We start from the raw sequence: 14,645 nt of genomic DNA on the forward strand, positions 1-14,645 counted from the left end.
TAAAGGGAGAACATGATTCTCCCTTTTTTATTGATGCTGCCATGTTGCGGTAAATTCTTGCTCTGCCATACGGCTTAAATGATCGAGAACGACTTTTTCTAAAGTACTCAAGTCTTCTAGCGAGCTATCAATCGAGACCAATAATGCTTCTGACTGTGGCATCAGCTTCACGGTTGCATCCGGCATAAAAATACTAAAATCGCCGTCAGTTTCAGCAACGTCAAATTTATGTTTCCAATGATTGAGTAAACGCTTGGCGATACGGGCGGCTTCTGATGTGGTAATTTGGGTATTGCTTTTCATTCTCATTTACCTTGTGGTGTGATATCAACATAACAGATTAAAAAAATAGCTAAAGTTAAAAATTGGAACGTAATGTTGCAGATTTGGAATGCCGAATAAATAGAATCGAATCAGGATTGAATCACAGCAGCAAGGTTCAATTTGTTATAATGCGAAAAATCAATTCGAATACATAGCCAGGTTCTCCCCATGTCCAAGCCATATTTAATTGCACCATCAATTTTATCTGCTGACTTTGCTCGTTTAGGCGAAGAAGTTGAAAATGTGCTCGCTGCTGGCGCAGATGTCGTACATTTTGACGTGATGGATAACCATTATGTCCCTAACCTGACGTTTGGTGCAGCTGTGTGTAAAGCATTAAAAAAATATGGGATTAAAGCACCGATTGACGTGCATTTGATGGTTTCACCAGTCGATCGTATGATTGGCGATTTCTTGGAAGCGGGTGCGGACATTATTACGTTCCACCCAGAAGCAACCGACCATATTGACCGTTCTTTACAGTTGATTAAAGCCGGTGGTGCGAAAGCAGGTTTAGTGTTTAACCCGGCAACACCTTTGCATTATCTGGATTATGTTTTGGATAAAGTCGATCAAGTGTTATTGATGAGTGTCAACCCAGGGTTTGGCGGTCAAAAATTTATTCCAATGACTTTAGACAAACTTCGTCAAGCACGCAAAATCATTGATGCTTCAGGTCGTGACATCCGTTTGGAAGTGGATGGGGGCGTAACACCTGCCAATATTCGTGAAATTGCAGAAGCGGGTGCAGATATGTTTGTTGCTGGTTCAGCGATTTTCGGTAAACCGGATTATCAAGCTGTGATTAATGAAATGCGTGCAGAACTTGCAAAAGTAGGCGCTGTAAATCTCTAATATTCTCTAATTAATCGCTCCTAAGTTGTGGATAACTTTATGGATAACCATATGGATATCTGTGTAGATAACTGTATGGATAACTTGATTAGTTTGTAAACGATTGTAGAGCAATAGTTTAATAATTAGACATTAAATGTATAAAAAGGACTCAATTGAGTCCTTTTTTAATGGGTTAAGGTATTAAAATATATGGTTGTTTATTAATCTGTGCTTATAAGTAAGCCTGTTTAAAAAATAACTTTATTGTTTTAATGTGCATGAAAATAGCGAACGATGCATTGTTGAGTATAAATTTAAAGAATTGTGTATAACTTTGTTCTTGGTTATGCTGTTAGATATAAATCGAAGTAAAATGATTTATATTTTATTCTGGACTGGCGAAAGGATGATTCTTTGCTGACTTCATTACGCAAACAGGTTTGGTTTGTGTTCCTGATGGTTTTTGCCATCGGGTGGAGTAGTGTTGCCTTTGCATCAGCAAAACCTATGCATCAGCAAATGATGAATGAAGCGAGTGTTGATCATCGTCACAATGCAGAAATGACCGCAATGTCGGGTTGCCATGATTCGGTGAGTGTTGAACCTCATATGCAACATTCTTCAGAACATGTAAAAGCAGCGCATAATCAAGATTGTCATCAAGCCATGACCGATCAGCAACAGCATTTTAGTTGTAATGATTGCGTACAGTTGCATTGTCAGAGTTTAACGGTCTGGCTGGATTCACAAATATCCGATTTAGTACATTTAGAAGAAGTTCAAGAACATCCACAGCGCAATTTTGATTATTCAGCCCAGCATTTAACCGGCTTCTGGCAACAAATCTTACGTCCTCCTAAAGCTTAATCTTGATTTAAAAAACATTTTTATTTTTAAATTACAGGTTAACTCATGTCAATTAAATTAACTCAAAGCCTCTTAGTTGGGGTGTGTTTAGTGTCATCATCGTGGGCATTTGCTGCGGTCAAAGAATATCATCTGAACATTGATGAACAGATGGTGAATATCACCGGCAAGCCCTTAAAACGCATCACGGTCAATGGTCAGTTTCCGGCACCGCTTCTAGAATTTGAAGAAGGTGATGACGCCGTTATTCATGTGCATAACAATCTTAAAACCCAGGATTCCTCCCTTCATTGGCATGGTCTATTGCTACCTGGCTTGATGGATGGCGTGCCGGGGTTTAACCAGTTCAAGGGCATTAAGCCACAGGCGGATTTTGTCTATCGTTTCAAGGTACGTCAAAACGGAACCTATTGGTATCACGCACATTCCAAAGGACAGGAACAGGATGGTTTATATGGCGCACTGGTGATTTATCCCAAAGATAAAAAGCCAGTTGCAGCGCATGAACAAGCCGAGCGTGATTATGTGGTGATGTTGTCCGATTTTCACCAGTCGAGGGGTGAACAGATCCTGAAGAACCTGAAAAAGTCAGCAGAATACTATCAGGATCAACGTGAAACTGTGGCCGACGTGTTGAAGCAAGTTAAGCGTGATGGACTAAAAAATACCTGGCAAGATCGTTCCATGTGGAATCAAATGCGCATGCTGAAAACCGATTTGTCCGATGTTACCGGTTATACCTTTTTGATTAATGGCAAAACACCTGAACAAAACTGGACCGGCATGTTTAAGCCGAATGAAAAAGTCCGTTTACGTTTTATTAATGCCTCCGCCATGTCATTTTATGATGTCAGTATTCCCAACTTGAAAATGACCGTAGTGAGTGCTGACGGGCAGCCAGTTAAACCAGTGCCAGTCGATGAGTTTCGAATCGGTACTGCAGAAACCTATGATGTTGTAGTCGAGCCGAAAGCTGATCATTATCAAATTGAGGCCGAGTCAATCGATCGTAGCGGTTTTGCGATTGGCACATTGCACAATGAATTGGCTACAACAAAACATGGCGTTACTCTGCCCAAACCGCGTCCACGTGCCTTGCTGACAATGGAAGATATGGGACATGGCTCATCATCGGGTGATCATGCTGATATGAATCACGCTCAGATGAACACCAGTCAAGAAAGTGCTCATCCACCAAGCTCAAGTCAAATAAATCATCAAGCCATGGATCATTCAAAGATGGATCATTCCAAGATGAAACATGATTCAGCGACGATGGATCATTCGCAAATGAACCACACTAAGACGAATGACCATTCACAACATCAAGCAAAGTCTGATTCAAAACCACAACAAGGAATGAATCATTCTGCACATGCAGTAGCGGAACCATTAGTGGAGAGCAATAAACCTGTTGAAGGCTGGGCAAATGCGTCCACTCCGGCAGGACATAAGGCACTGCAATATAGTGATTTGAAATCGCTCACTCCACAACCCGATAGCCGTCCTGCAGAACGTGAATTGGAAGTCCGTTTGGGTGGCACCATGGAGCGTTATATTTGGACCATTAACGGCAAGAAATTTACCGAAGTTGAACCCTTGCAGGTCAAGTATGGTGAACGCATTCGCTTGAAATTTATCAATGACAGCATGATGGCGCATCCGATGCATTTGCATGGCATGTTTATGCAACTGGAAAATGGACAGGCATTATCAGACCTGCCCAACAAGCATACCTTGATTGTGCCACCGGGTAAGACAGTTACTGCACTGCTCACTGCGGATGAGGTGGGGGAATGGGCAATCCATTGCCATCTGCTTTATCACATGTCATCTGGGATGATGAGTAAACTGGTTGTTGCGAATGTGGATGGAGGTAAAACATCAATTCCAACATCTACTCCAAGTCCAGCTCAGCAAGGAGATTCACATGCACATCATTAATTTATTTGCCATGAGCACATTGAGTGCCTCATTACTGTTGTTGAGCGGGCAAAGTGTTGCGCAGGAACAGCACCATTCTATGCCGATGCCACAGCAGTCTGGACAATCTACTGAAGTGCATGACGATTATTCACAGCATCAAACAGAGTCAGCAGTAGCAACGACTGCGGTTAAAGAAAAACCGATGCAATCCCTACAACAGGAGCAATCCAGTTCAGATGAGGCGGATCATGCTGCGCATATCAAAGAGCATGGTGGACAGATTTATCAGCAAACCACGGTTGAAAGTAAATGGTTACGCAATGATGATGGCAAAGGTATTTTAAAGTCGGAACTGGAAACCCGAATTGGCACGGATGAAAACAAGGTTTTTATCAAAGTCCATGCAGATCGGGCTGAATCAGAGCAAGCCGAATATGATGCCAAAGTGTTATATAGTCGTATGGTGAGTGATTTTTGGGATGTACAAGCTGGTCTACGTTATTTGAATAACCAGAATCGTGAAGTGGATCAGGAGCAGGTGGGTGCCATAGTCGGTATTGATGGCTTGGCGCCCTATTTCTTTGAAACTGATGCCTATTTATTTGTGGGACAGGATCAGCAAGTGTCATTCACGTTGGAAACCGAGCGAGATTTGCTGCTGACCCAAAAACTGATTCTTAAACCTTATCTGGATCTGAATGTCATTTTCAGTGATGACTCAAACTATGCCAAAAAGTCGGGTTTAAATACCGCGCAACTGGGTCTGGAAACGCGGTATGAAATCAATAAAAAGGTCATGCCTTTTGTTGATGTTGCATATGGCTATAACAAGGGGAATGAAGAAACAGCTTTGCAGCAACAATCATCTTCTAAAGATGAATGGCTCTATGGCGCAGGTATTCGTTTTAAATTTTAGATGAGTATTGTGATCAAAAAAATACGATTGGTGAGCACCAGTCGTATTTTTATTTGGGTGTTTTTAGCGCGATAGATTGGTCAAAAAATGTAAAATCCGCACTAATTTAAAGCAATCATTTATATAATAATGAATTAAAGGAGGAACGACCTCCCTTGGTGCAATCTTATTGATATCTATACCAAGACAATTCGTCAGGACGACCTGACCCTAATCAGGTGGAGCATAGTCGTCATGGCTTGGATGGTTTTAATTTTAGCCGGTATTTTTGAAATTGTATGGGCGTATGCAATGAAACTTTCAGAAGGTTTCACACGTCTAACGCCGAGTATTATTACCTTGGTGTTTATGATTTTAAGTTTTACTTTGCTGGCTTATGCTATGCGAACCTTGCCGCTCGGTACAGCCTATACGATTTGGACAGGCATTGGTGCAGTGGGTTCGTTCTTGATCGGAATCTTTATTTTAGGTGAGCCAGCGTCAGCAATGCGTATGTTGGCAGCGGTACTGATTATTTCTGGATTAGTGTTGATGAAACTGTCATCATCATAAAATCTGGACCATTTATTTCACTGCAGGAGAAGACGATGAAACTGGCATTTATGGAAATGGCTTCTCCTGTCGGTACTTTAAAACTGGTCGCTCATGAAACGGCTTTAGTCGCGGTACTTTGGGAAAATGAAAATCCCAAACGTGTCCGTTTAGCCGAATTGATCGAACAAACGCATCATCCGATTTTGTTGGAAACCCAAAAGCAGTTAACTGAATATTTTGCTGGAAAACGACAGCAATTTGATTTGCCTTTGGATTTTGAAGGAACCGAGTTTCAACAGAAAGTATGGCAAGCTTTGTTGACCATTCCATTTGGAGAAACCCGAAGTTACCGAGATATTGCCGAACAGATTGGCAATGTAAAAGCGGTTCGTGCTGTGGGTGCCGCGAATGGAAAAAATCCAATTTCGATTATTGCACCGTGCCATCGGGTAGTAGGTGCAAATGGCAAACTGGTGGGTTTTGCAGGTGGTTTGGATAATAAGGATATTTTACTCCGTTTAGAGAAACAATAATTTAAATAGAAAAAACTGTTATTGTTCCTTATAAATTTTAATAAGTTATAAAATTATGGAAACAATATTAAGTCAGTTATTTTCAACTTTTTGGTGGGTCATTCTTGCTTTTGTTGCAATAGCTATCATCAAAGCCTTTAAACCCTTTATTAAGGGAAAAGTTGGTGAATTGGCGGTAGCTCTACAGGTCAAACTCTATTTGAAAGACCCTCAATATATTTTATTAAATGATTGTACTTTGCCGGATGAACAAGCGGGAACGACCCAAATTGATCATATTTTATTAAGTCCCTACGGCATCTTTATTATTGAAACTAAAAATTATAAAGGCTGGGTTTTCGGTAGTGAACGCCAGAAAATGTGGACGCAGAAAATCTTTAAAAAGAGCTATAAATTTCAAAATCCATTGCATCAAAATTATAAACACCAAAAGGTGTTAGAACAGGTATTGGCAGATATTATTGGCCCTGAATATTTGCATTCAATCGTTGTATTTATGCCTGATTGTGAGTTTAAAACCGATATGCCAGCTAATGTATTTCGTGGTGCAGCATGGGTGGATTATGTGAAAAACTTTAAAGAGGAGGTCATTCCTGCGATGAAACTGAAACGGATTCAATTACGAATCGAAAAAGAAGTTTTAGAAAAGTCTTGGAAAACTAATCGAATACATGTGGAAAATTTAAAACAGCGTAAACAAAATAGCTAAATAAAAAAAGCCTTTGAATATTCAAAGGCTTTTTATTTACTGCTTTAAGACATTTAATTTTTCAATAATTTCAATCAAAGCTTTGATGCGTTTCACTTCATTCCACAATTCTTTAGCTTCAGGATAATGTTTAGACATCATGCCGAGCCACTGCTTATAGCGTCCGACCATATTAATTTCTTTTTTATAGGGACCATTTAAAAAGCGGATTTGTAAGTCTAAAAGCTCATCCCAGTTAATAAGTGGTTCATCGGTATTTTTGCGGATACATTGTGTGATATCGGGTGTAGTCACAGCAGCTCGACCAATCATCAAATCTTCACAGCCTGATTCTAGGCGGCATAGTTTTGCATCTGCATTGGTCCAAATTTCACCATTGGCAATCACATTAATTTTCAGTGCTTCACGAATGGGTTGTAACTGATCCCAAAATGCAGGGGGCGTATAACCTTCAGCTTTGGTGCGAGCATGGACGGTAACCCAAGCTGCACCGGCATCTTCAATGGCGTGGGCATTTTCCAGGGTGAAATTCCGATCCATATAACCTAAACGCATTTTGGCAGATACTGGAATATGACTCGGTACGGCATCTCGAACGGCTTTGACCAGCATATGTACTACGTCAGGTTCATCCAATAATACTGAGCCACCACGATGACGGTTTACCGTTTTTGCAGGACAACCGAAATTCATATCAATGGCAGGGGCACCCAGTTCCACCGCACGAATGGCATTGGCTGCCAGCATTTCAGGGTTATTTCCCAAAAACTGCACATGGACAGGTGTACCAGCAGCGGTTTTGCCATCATTCAGTAATTCAGGGCAGTAATTATGATAGACATGGTCGGGAAGCACAGAGTCGGTCACACGAATGAACTCGGTTACACACCAGTCAAAGCTGCCGACATGAGTGAGTACATCACGCATGATGGGATCAGTTAAACCTTCCATGGGTGCAAGAACAAGTTTCAAAGTGTTAGACCTGTATAAAGAAAAACAGGGTTATACGTTTTTTTAGGCAGGATGTCTAGCTTAGGTCTTGAATTGCAATGGTCTACGCTTGTGATTTAAGGATTTATATTTTAAATCTGTTTAACAATTTTTTTCCAAGTGGTTTTTATCATTCAATCATGAGCAGATGTAATAAATACTTAATTTATTCATTAAAATTAATTTAATTAATTTGCGCCATTGTATTGGCATTAACAGGATGCACGTCTGGCTAAAAACTATTCCTGTTTTATCCGCAGAAATTGCGGATAATTTTTACCCTGGGAATGTAGGGAACATTGAACTAAGTTTCAATTTGATTGAATAACGATCAGTTTAATTGGCAAAAAATATTAGAACTGTTTAAAAAAATCCGACTTGTTTCCAAGCCGGAATTTTGCTGATCTTTCAACTTTTTATCTTAACTTGTTGATATTAAAATATTATTTCAATTGCGTTTCGTATAAGCACCATTATGTTAAATAGACTTAATATTCGTAAGGTATTCTCAACAGAAAAATACAATTTATCGTTTAAGCTTTTTCTATATCTACAAAATCATATCTTTTGAGTTTTCCTGTAACCGTTTTTATTGGTATTGCTGAAATTTTCAACTTTCCTTTATTTATATCTTTATTTGATTCATGAAGTGACCATGTTAGTAGTTCTTGCTCATATTTAGATAAGGCTTCTGAATGGAAGGGAATCGTTTTATCTAAATCCTCATCATAATATCTACCTATATGGCTGATATTATTATATTTAGTTACATTTCCTATTTTACCATCTTCGATTTTATCTGATCTTTTTTCAGATATTACTTTTAATGTTGAATCATCGAAGTTGATAGTTCCTTGTTTACGTCCGCAAGAAACTTCCACAGTTAGATCTTTATCATTTGTTATTGGGCGATGTGCTTCTTGTAAAGGAGTTTCCAGAGCTTGGTGTAATTCTCCTAAAATTGGTTCAATTCTATCCATTATTTTTTGTGATGGCTTTGGCTGAACTTGGTTTAATAGCCCACCCCAGACAAATTTAATACCATCCCATAGAGCAGAACCTGATGTTCCTAAAATTACTGTAGCGATAGTATTAGTGGGTTTTCAATAATGATAGTAACGAGCTGTTCAAAAATTCCTTTTTTGGATGTTTCTAAATAGACTTTAATGCCACCGGTGTTATTACCTTTGACTTTAACTTGCTTATTAAGTATTGCTCCAATTGTAATATTTAGTGCTTTAGCAAAACCTAAATAAGATATAGCAGCATCGTACATATCAAGATGGTGTTGATCAGCGATACCATGTTGATATGCAATTTAAAATTTAAGCGTTGTAGTTTTTGAAGTCATACTGCTATAAATATCGTAAATAAAACAAGATTAATCAATATATTACTTTTAGGTTAGACTGTCACAAAATCAAATCTTTTATTTTAATTTGGTTAAAATTAACATAATACACGTTATACGAAATTATCAATTTATTCTTTTTAAATCATTGGTTTATTGTGTGGGAAAAAGCCCAAATCATAAAGATTGAGCTTTTTGTTGATTTGTCATATTTCGCACTAACTATCTGATTATTGTTCCGTGTCTGGTATTAAGCAAATGAAAAAAGGTGCTTATTTCCCCAAAATCATTTCCAGTACAAACTTGGAACCAATAAAACCAATCGCCAGCAGCATAAAACCAATCAAGGTAAAGCGAATCGCTTTCTGACCACGCCAGCCAAATTTATAATGACCAATCAGCAGCGATCCATAGACAAACCAGGAAATAATACTAAAGGCAGTTTTATGGGCTAAATGTTGGGCAAAAAAGTCTTCAATAGTGAAAAAACCAAAACCTAAAGCTAATGTCAGCAAGATAAAACCGGTAATAATGAGATCAAACAGCAAAGATTCCATGGCTTGGAATGAAGGCAGTAAATTGACCCAAATTCTTTTTTGCTTGTTCTTTAATTCACGATCTTGGAACCACAGAATCACTGCTTGTATGGTTGCCATCAACAGAACGGCATAGGCCGATAAAGACAAAATAATATGAATGTCTAAGCCTAATGAGTGTTGTTCAATCACCTGATTGGGTTTGCTTAAGGCAAAACCTAAAATTAAGCCGGTCGCAGCAACTGGAATACCTAGTAAATTCAATGCCAAAATGGGGCGGTAAGTACTAAAGATTAAACTCAGCAATAACATCAGACCCGATGTAAATGACACTAAGAGAAATACGTCATAATTTACACCTAAAGGTGTCAGCATATCGTTATACAAAACACCCGCATGTAGCAATAACCCTAAACCGAGTACAAGCCCTACAAACCAATGGTTCGGATCACGTTTTGACATTAAGTGAATAAACAAATACCAGAAAGATGTGGTATAAGAAATTAATGCTAAGATCGTGTAAACCAAGGGGAGACTGATCATGTCAAACCTTTTTCAGGATGTTGAATATTCATTTATATAAATTCTACGTGAACTACAGTATCCTATAGCATCTTATGCATAAATTTTCTATTTTAAGAAAGATTTTTTTGCAACTGGCAATTTTAAGCGGATTTTGCAATGTTTGATACCTTAACAGAACGACTCACGCAGAGTTTAAGAAATGTTACTGGCTCAGGGCAGCTAACCGAAGACAATATTAAAGATACGTTACGTGAAGTACGTATGGCACTTCTTGAAGCCGATGTTGCGTTACCTGTAACTCGTGAATTCATCGCGAAAGTTAAGGAAGAAGCATTGGGTCAGGAAGTGATGACTCAGTTATCACCGGGCCAGGCATTCGTAAAAATCGTCCATGACGAACTCACAAAAATGATGGGTGAGGCCAATGAAAGCCTCGACCTCGCAGCAAAACCACCCGTGGTTATACTGCTTGCAGGTTTGCAAGGTGCGGGTAAAACCACCACTGCCGCAAAACTTGCACGTTTCTTACAAGAACGCCAAAAGAAAAAAGTAGCCATGGTTTCTGCCGACGTTTACCGTCCAGCGGCAATCAAACAGCTACAAACTGTTGCAGGCGAAGTGGGCGCAATTTTCTTTGAATCGAGCGCTGACGAAAAACCAATTACCATTGCCAAGCGTGCCATTGAACAAGCAAAAATTCAGTTCGCTGATGTGCTGATTGTCGATACAGCAGGTCGTTTGCATGTCGATGACGACATGATGGACGAAATTAAAGAGCTTCACGCAGCCATTAACCCAACTGAAACCTTGTTTGTAGTCGATGCTATGACCGGTCAGGATGCGGCAAATACTGCAAAAGCCTTTAACGATGCGCTACCTTTAACCGGTGTGATCCTGACCAAAACCGATGGTGATGCGCGCGGTGGTGCGGCACTTTCTGTTCGTGCCATTACTGGTAAGCCAATCAAATTCTTGGGTATGGGTGAAAAACTCGATGCCCTAGAGCCATTCCATCCTGAGCGTATTGCACAACGTATCCTGGGTATGGGGGACGTGCTTTCTTTAGTCGAAGAAGTTGAACGCAAGATCGACAAAGAACAAGCCGAAAAAATGGCGAAAAAATTGCAAAAAGGCGGCAGCTTCAACTTTGAAGATATGCTGATGCAATTTGAGCAAATGAACAAAATGGGCGGCATGATGGGCTTCTTGGACAAGTTGCCTGGCATGAGCAATTCAGGTATTCAAGATGCGATTGCGCAAGCCAATCCTGAAAAGCAAGTGAAAAAAATGGAAGCGATTATCCAGTCGATGACCATTAAAGAACGCCGTAATCCAGACCTGATGAACCCGAGCCGTAAAAAACGTATCGCAGCGGGTTGTGGTATGGAAGTTGTTGAAGTCAATAAACTGATTAAACAACATGCGCAAATGGCGAAAATGATGAAGAAATTTGCTAATCCATCGGGTATGGCAAAAATGATGAAATCATTGAGCGGTATGCAAAATAAATTCGGCGGTGGTGGCGGTATGGGACCATTGTTCGGTGGAAACGATAAGAAGTAAGATTGTACTTCTCATCGTAAAAAAGGCGCTATAGGCGCCTTTTTTGTTTTTTATCAGATCATTTAGTGCTTTCTAAACTTGAAAATAATGTTTGTGAATTTGTAGGTTAAATAAAATTAAAATGAGAAATACAAAACAACTCTACCTATTATTATGAAATAGGATAAATATAAAACCATAATAAAATTGTCCATAACAAGAAGAAAAGACATGTCACAACTTCAGAAGAAAGTTTATATCGTGCATGGTGATCAGGAATCGCCGAATGATCATTGGTTTCCATGGCTCAGCCAGCAGGTCCAACATTCAGGTCATCTTGCAAGACGTTTGACACTACCCGATGCAAACGCGCCTAATTTTCAAATATGGCAACAAGCGTTACAGATGCAAATGCCAAAATTAGATCCGGAAAGCATTATTGTCGCGCATAGTCTGGGGTGTCTTGCGAGCTTGCATTTTTTAACTCAGGAACTCAGCCAGACTCAAATTAAAGGGCTGATTTTGGTTGCCGGTTTTAAAGATAAATTAACCGCATTGCCCGAACTGGATGGTTTTATTCGGCAGGCAAAGTTAGACATGGCCATTTTGCAAAAACAGATTGCGACCCGGTTTTTACTATTTTCCTGCAATGATCCTTATGTGTCTCCGCCTAAAGCTGTCCTGTTAGGGCACTTTATTAATGCCCAGATGCAAGAGGTGAAGCATGCGGGGCATTTTATGTTATGCAAAGTGATGGTTTTAATGATTTTAAAGAAGTCTGGGATGTCCTGAAACCTTTGTTACATCATTAATGCACTTGAAAAGCCATTTGTATTTTTAAGTAAGTGATTGAATTATGGAGGGCAAGACCTTCTGTAATTTGTATTTTAATAAAAAAAGACCAACAAATGAATCACTTTATTCAGGCTGAGCTTGTTGCACACTAAACGGCATAATTAGAGGGGAGAATAATAATGGCTCAAGTGAACGTGATACATGGCTATACTGCCAGCCCAGAAGAAAACTGGTATCCCTGGATTCAGCAGACTGCAGATCAGCAGCATTACAGTTTAAAAGTATTGCGTTTGGATCCTTCAACACATCCAGAATTGTCTGTTTGGGAATCACAAATTGATGAGCAGATAGAAGAACTTGATGAAAATAGTATTGTGATTGCGCATAGTTTGGGGACTGTGGCGGCATTACATTATTTGTCCAAACATTTAAATCATCAGCGTATTAAACAGCTGGTTTTGGTTGCCGGTTTTAATGGACATCTGGGGCGTTTAGAAGAAGTCTATCCTTTTATCGATGCCGCCCAGATTGATTTTGAATTGCTGAAACGCCAGATTGAAAATCGTGTAGTGATCTATTCAGAAGGGGATAATCACGTTCCGCCAAAACTTAGTATTGAACAGGCTCAAAGTTTAGATGCTGAGCTGATTTCTGCTCAATGTCAGGGACACTTTATTGATTCTGAAGGTTGTACGGAACTGCCTGAAGTTTGGCAGGCCATACAACCTTATCTCATTTCAGCATAATGCTGAATATAGCGCTGTAGACCTTTCAATAATAAATCGGTCTCTATAATCGGATGGTATTTTTGTAAAAAAATGGCGAATAAAGGCGCATCACCACCCGTTAAAATCAGTTGTCGAGGTGATTGCTCTAGCACCTTTTCAATGCTACTCACCAACCCCAATAAAATGCCATGATGTACCGCATCTATGGTATTGCGTCCAGGTGTTAATGCATCAAAGGCTGCATCAGGAATCTTAATTCCCTTGGTGTTTTGAATCAGAGAATCTCGCTGTAAATACAGATTCGGTAGAATATAACCGCCCAAATGCTGTAAGCCATCTACAAGATCAATGGTTAAAGCCGTCCCGCAGCTAATCACACAATAATTTTGCTCTGGATCACGTGCTACAGCCAAAACCTGTAACCAGCGATCAATACCGAGTTGGCTGGTATTATCATAACCACAACTTAAACCGGCATATTCGGCCTGCACTTGGGCAAACACCACTTGAATACCAAGACTTTTTAAGATGTATTGAATACGGTCGTTGTTTTTCTTGTCTTGTACCGAAGAGACACCCACATTATTCAAGTTTAAACTTTTAAAGTGCTGAATCAGACCTAAAAGTAGATCGGCAGGCGACTGTAGATGCATTTCTGCAGTATGTTCGATGACTTGATTGTTATCGGTAATCCAATATTTTAGACGGGTATTCCCAATATCTAACCATAAATTCTTCATTACATTTCTCTAAAGAGAGGTTTCTAAGCGACGTAAGCGCCCTTGATAAAATTGTTTTAAGCCTTCGCTGGTTTCAATGTTGACCGCACCATCATCCTGAATCCCTAAAAAGATACCTGAACATAGCCCCGAATGATGCTCAAATTCAACCGCCTGATTTTTAAAAGCCGCATAGTGATTGAAACGGGCAGCCAGGTTATAACAATGATGATCAAACCATTCACTGGCCTGTTGAATCGCCATATATAACTCTGCAACAAGCTGAATACGAGAAATATGGGTCAAGCCCAATTCACTCAATGAGGTTGCATGTTGATCAATGTGTTCTTTGGGCACAGGTTCAAGATTGATCCCTACACCAACAATCACCTGATGCGGGGAAAGCGGTTCAACCAGAATTCCACCCCATTTGCCTTGGGTACTATAAAGATCATTCGGCCATTTTACTTGCAAATCCAGGTTCTTCAGACTTGGCATTTGCAAAATATTTAATGCAATTTCAAGGGCAAGCCGGCCATCAATGGGTGTTCGCGTATTCAGCAATGTGCTTAAATAGATGTTCCCTTCAGGTGAGACCCATTGTCGTTGACGTTGTCCACGACCTTGAGTTTGCCTCGTACTACAGACTAAAACGCTCTGAACGCCTTTGAGTGCAATTTCCCGTACATCATCATTGGTTGAAGTCGTGACTGGTTTCAGTATTAAAACTTCAGGGAGCTGATGAGCTTCGTCGAGGATTTTTTGCAGTTGTCGAGTCTCTAAATCCATTTAAATCTAAGCAACAGTGGAATG

At 39.8% G+C, this 14,645-nt stretch carries 17 protein-coding genes; 10 read left to right on the top strand and 7 right to left on the bottom strand.

Annotated features, from left to right (window positions below; all coding sequences use genetic code 11):
• Window positions 1-27: 27 nt before the first annotated feature.
• A complete protein-coding gene (locus B9T23_RS11980; protein WP_086194252.1) occupies window positions 28-303 on the bottom strand; it encodes a DUF2218 domain-containing protein in 276 nt (91 codons plus the stop codon).
• 189 nt (window positions 304-492) lie between these two features.
• On the opposite strand from B9T23_RS11980, the gene rpe reads away from it, so the two are divergent.
• The 7 genes from rpe (at window position 493) to B9T23_RS12015 (ending at window position 6,646) form a co-directional block, all read left to right on the top strand.
• A complete protein-coding gene (rpe, locus tag B9T23_RS11985; protein WP_086194253.1) occupies window positions 493-1,179 on the top strand; it encodes a ribulose-phosphate 3-epimerase in 687 nt (228 codons plus the stop codon).
• A gap of 396 nt (window positions 1,180-1,575) precedes the next feature.
• Entirely contained in the window at window positions 1,576-2,028 is a 453-nt protein-coding gene (locus B9T23_RS11990; RefSeq protein WP_086194254.1) for a hypothetical protein, read from the top strand.
• A gap of 45 nt (window positions 2,029-2,073) precedes the next feature.
• On the top strand, window positions 2,074-3,972 hold the full coding sequence (locus B9T23_RS11995; protein ID WP_086194255.1) for a copper resistance system multicopper oxidase: 1,899 nt from the start codon (window positions 2,074-2,076) through the stop codon (window positions 3,970-3,972).
• Window positions 3,959-4,870: a copper resistance protein B gene (locus tag B9T23_RS12000; RefSeq protein ID WP_086194256.1), complete on the top strand. Its 912-nt coding sequence runs from the start codon at window positions 3,959-3,961 to the stop codon at window positions 4,868-4,870. Before B9T23_RS11995 ends, B9T23_RS12000 begins: the two co-directional genes overlap by 14 nt.
• Window positions 4,871-5,104: 234 nt before the next feature.
• A complete protein-coding gene (sugE, locus tag B9T23_RS12005; RefSeq protein WP_086194257.1) occupies window positions 5,105-5,422 on the top strand; it encodes a quaternary ammonium compound efflux SMR transporter SugE in 318 nt (105 codons plus the stop codon).
• A 35-nt stretch (window positions 5,423-5,457) separates the two neighbouring features.
• Complete coding sequence (locus B9T23_RS12010; protein ID WP_086194258.1) at window positions 5,458-5,937, top strand: methylated-DNA--[protein]-cysteine S-methyltransferase; 480 nt, start codon at window positions 5,458-5,460, stop codon at window positions 5,935-5,937.
• Window positions 5,938-5,992: 55 nt separating this feature from the next.
• A complete protein-coding gene (locus tag B9T23_RS12015) occupies window positions 5,993-6,646 on the top strand; it encodes a nuclease-related domain-containing protein (RefSeq protein WP_086194259.1) in 654 nt (217 codons plus the stop codon).
• A 36-nt stretch (window positions 6,647-6,682) separates the two neighbouring features.
• Here B9T23_RS12015 and B9T23_RS12020 read toward each other — a convergent pair whose 3' ends face one another.
• From B9T23_RS12020 to B9T23_RS12035, 4 genes are all read right to left on the bottom strand, one after another.
• Entirely contained in the window at window positions 6,683-7,618 is a 936-nt protein-coding gene (locus B9T23_RS12020) for a tRNA dihydrouridine synthase (RefSeq protein ID WP_213033040.1), read from the bottom strand.
• A gap of 551 nt (window positions 7,619-8,169) precedes the next feature.
• On the bottom strand, window positions 8,170-8,616 hold the full coding sequence (locus tag B9T23_RS12025; protein ID WP_086194261.1) for a hypothetical protein: 447 nt from the start codon (window positions 8,614-8,616) through the stop codon (window positions 8,170-8,172).
• Window positions 8,617-8,711: 95 nt separating this feature from the next.
• Window positions 8,712-8,954 (bottom strand): DUF7946 domain-containing protein, encoded by a 243-nt coding sequence (locus tag B9T23_RS12030; RefSeq protein ID WP_456049119.1) that lies wholly within the window; start codon window positions 8,952-8,954, stop codon window positions 8,712-8,714.
• Between the two features lie 305 nt (window positions 8,955-9,259).
• Window positions 9,260-10,066 carry a cytochrome C assembly family protein gene (locus tag B9T23_RS12035; protein ID WP_067726540.1) on the bottom strand — a complete coding sequence of 269 codons (807 nt, stop codon included), beginning with the start codon at window positions 10,064-10,066 and terminating at the stop codon, window positions 9,260-9,262.
• 138 nt (window positions 10,067-10,204) lie between these two features.
• Here B9T23_RS12035 and ffh point away from each other — a divergent pair, with 138 nt between their 5' ends.
• From ffh to B9T23_RS12050, 3 genes are all read left to right on the top strand, one after another.
• The gene (ffh, locus tag B9T23_RS12040; RefSeq protein ID WP_086194263.1) at window positions 10,205-11,611 is read left to right on the top strand and encodes a signal recognition particle protein; all 1,407 of its coding nucleotides are present in this window, start codon (window positions 10,205-10,207) and stop codon (window positions 11,609-11,611) included.
• A gap of 210 nt (window positions 11,612-11,821) precedes the next feature.
• The gene (locus B9T23_RS12045) at window positions 11,822-12,382 is read left to right on the top strand and encodes an RBBP9/YdeN family alpha/beta hydrolase (protein ID WP_228145926.1); all 561 of its coding nucleotides are present in this window, start codon (window positions 11,822-11,824) and stop codon (window positions 12,380-12,382) included.
• Window positions 12,383-12,564: 182 nt separating this feature from the next.
• Window positions 12,565-13,131: an RBBP9/YdeN family alpha/beta hydrolase gene (locus tag B9T23_RS12050; RefSeq protein ID WP_086194264.1), complete on the top strand. Its 567-nt coding sequence runs from the start codon at window positions 12,565-12,567 to the stop codon at window positions 13,129-13,131.
• Here B9T23_RS12050 and B9T23_RS12055 read toward each other — a convergent pair.
• On the bottom strand, window positions 13,113-13,853 hold the full coding sequence (locus tag B9T23_RS12055; RefSeq protein ID WP_067726530.1) for a type III pantothenate kinase: 741 nt from the start codon (window positions 13,851-13,853) through the stop codon (window positions 13,113-13,115). The two genes, B9T23_RS12050 and B9T23_RS12055, sit on opposite strands and share 19 nt — an antisense overlap.
• Window positions 13,854-13,862: 9 nt before the next feature.
• The gene (locus B9T23_RS12060; RefSeq protein WP_067726528.1) at window positions 13,863-14,621 is read right to left on the bottom strand and encodes a biotin--[acetyl-CoA-carboxylase] ligase; all 759 of its coding nucleotides are present in this window, start codon (window positions 14,619-14,621) and stop codon (window positions 13,863-13,865) included.
• Window positions 14,622-14,645 lie beyond the last annotated feature (24 nt).

This window comes from Acinetobacter terrae (assembly GCF_002135195.1).
GTDB lineage: Bacteria > Pseudomonadota > Gammaproteobacteria > Pseudomonadales > Moraxellaceae > Acinetobacter > Acinetobacter terrae.

Excerpts from the sequence above, each read along its gene's own strand:
- B9T23_RS11980 (WP_086194252.1), bottom strand. The coding sequence starts at position 303 with ATGAAAAGCAATACCCAAATTACCACATCAGAAGCCGCCCGTATCGCC.
- rpe (WP_086194253.1), top strand. The coding sequence starts at position 493 with ATGTCCAAGCCATATTTAATTGCACCATCAATTTTATCTGCTGACTTT.
- B9T23_RS11995 (WP_086194255.1), top strand. The coding sequence starts at position 2,074 with ATGTCAATTAAATTAACTCAAAGCCTCTTAGTTGGGGTGTGTTTAGTG.
- B9T23_RS12000 (WP_086194256.1), top strand. The coding sequence starts at position 3,959 with ATGCACATCATTAATTTATTTGCCATGAGCACATTGAGTGCCTCATTA.
- sugE (WP_086194257.1), top strand. The coding sequence starts at position 5,105 with ATGGCTTGGATGGTTTTAATTTTAGCCGGTATTTTTGAAATTGTATGG.
- B9T23_RS12010 (WP_086194258.1), top strand. The coding sequence starts at position 5,458 with ATGAAACTGGCATTTATGGAAATGGCTTCTCCTGTCGGTACTTTAAAA.
- B9T23_RS12015 (WP_086194259.1), top strand. The coding sequence starts at position 5,993 with ATGGAAACAATATTAAGTCAGTTATTTTCAACTTTTTGGTGGGTCATT.
- B9T23_RS12025 (WP_086194261.1), bottom strand. The coding sequence starts at position 8,616 with ATGGATAGAATTGAACCAATTTTAGGAGAATTACACCAAGCTCTGGAA.
- B9T23_RS12035 (WP_067726540.1), bottom strand. The coding sequence starts at position 10,066 with ATGATCAGTCTCCCCTTGGTTTACACGATCTTAGCATTAATTTCTTAT.
- ffh (WP_086194263.1), top strand. The coding sequence starts at position 10,205 with ATGTTTGATACCTTAACAGAACGACTCACGCAGAGTTTAAGAAATGTT.
- B9T23_RS12045 (WP_228145926.1), top strand. The coding sequence starts at position 11,822 with ATGTCACAACTTCAGAAGAAAGTTTATATCGTGCATGGTGATCAGGAA.
- B9T23_RS12050 (WP_086194264.1), top strand. The coding sequence starts at position 12,565 with ATGGCTCAAGTGAACGTGATACATGGCTATACTGCCAGCCCAGAAGAA.
- B9T23_RS12055 (WP_067726530.1), bottom strand. The coding sequence starts at position 13,853 with ATGAAGAATTTATGGTTAGATATTGGGAATACCCGTCTAAAATATTGG.
- B9T23_RS12060 (WP_067726528.1), bottom strand. The coding sequence starts at position 14,621 with ATGGATTTAGAGACTCGACAACTGCAAAAAATCCTCGACGAAGCTCAT.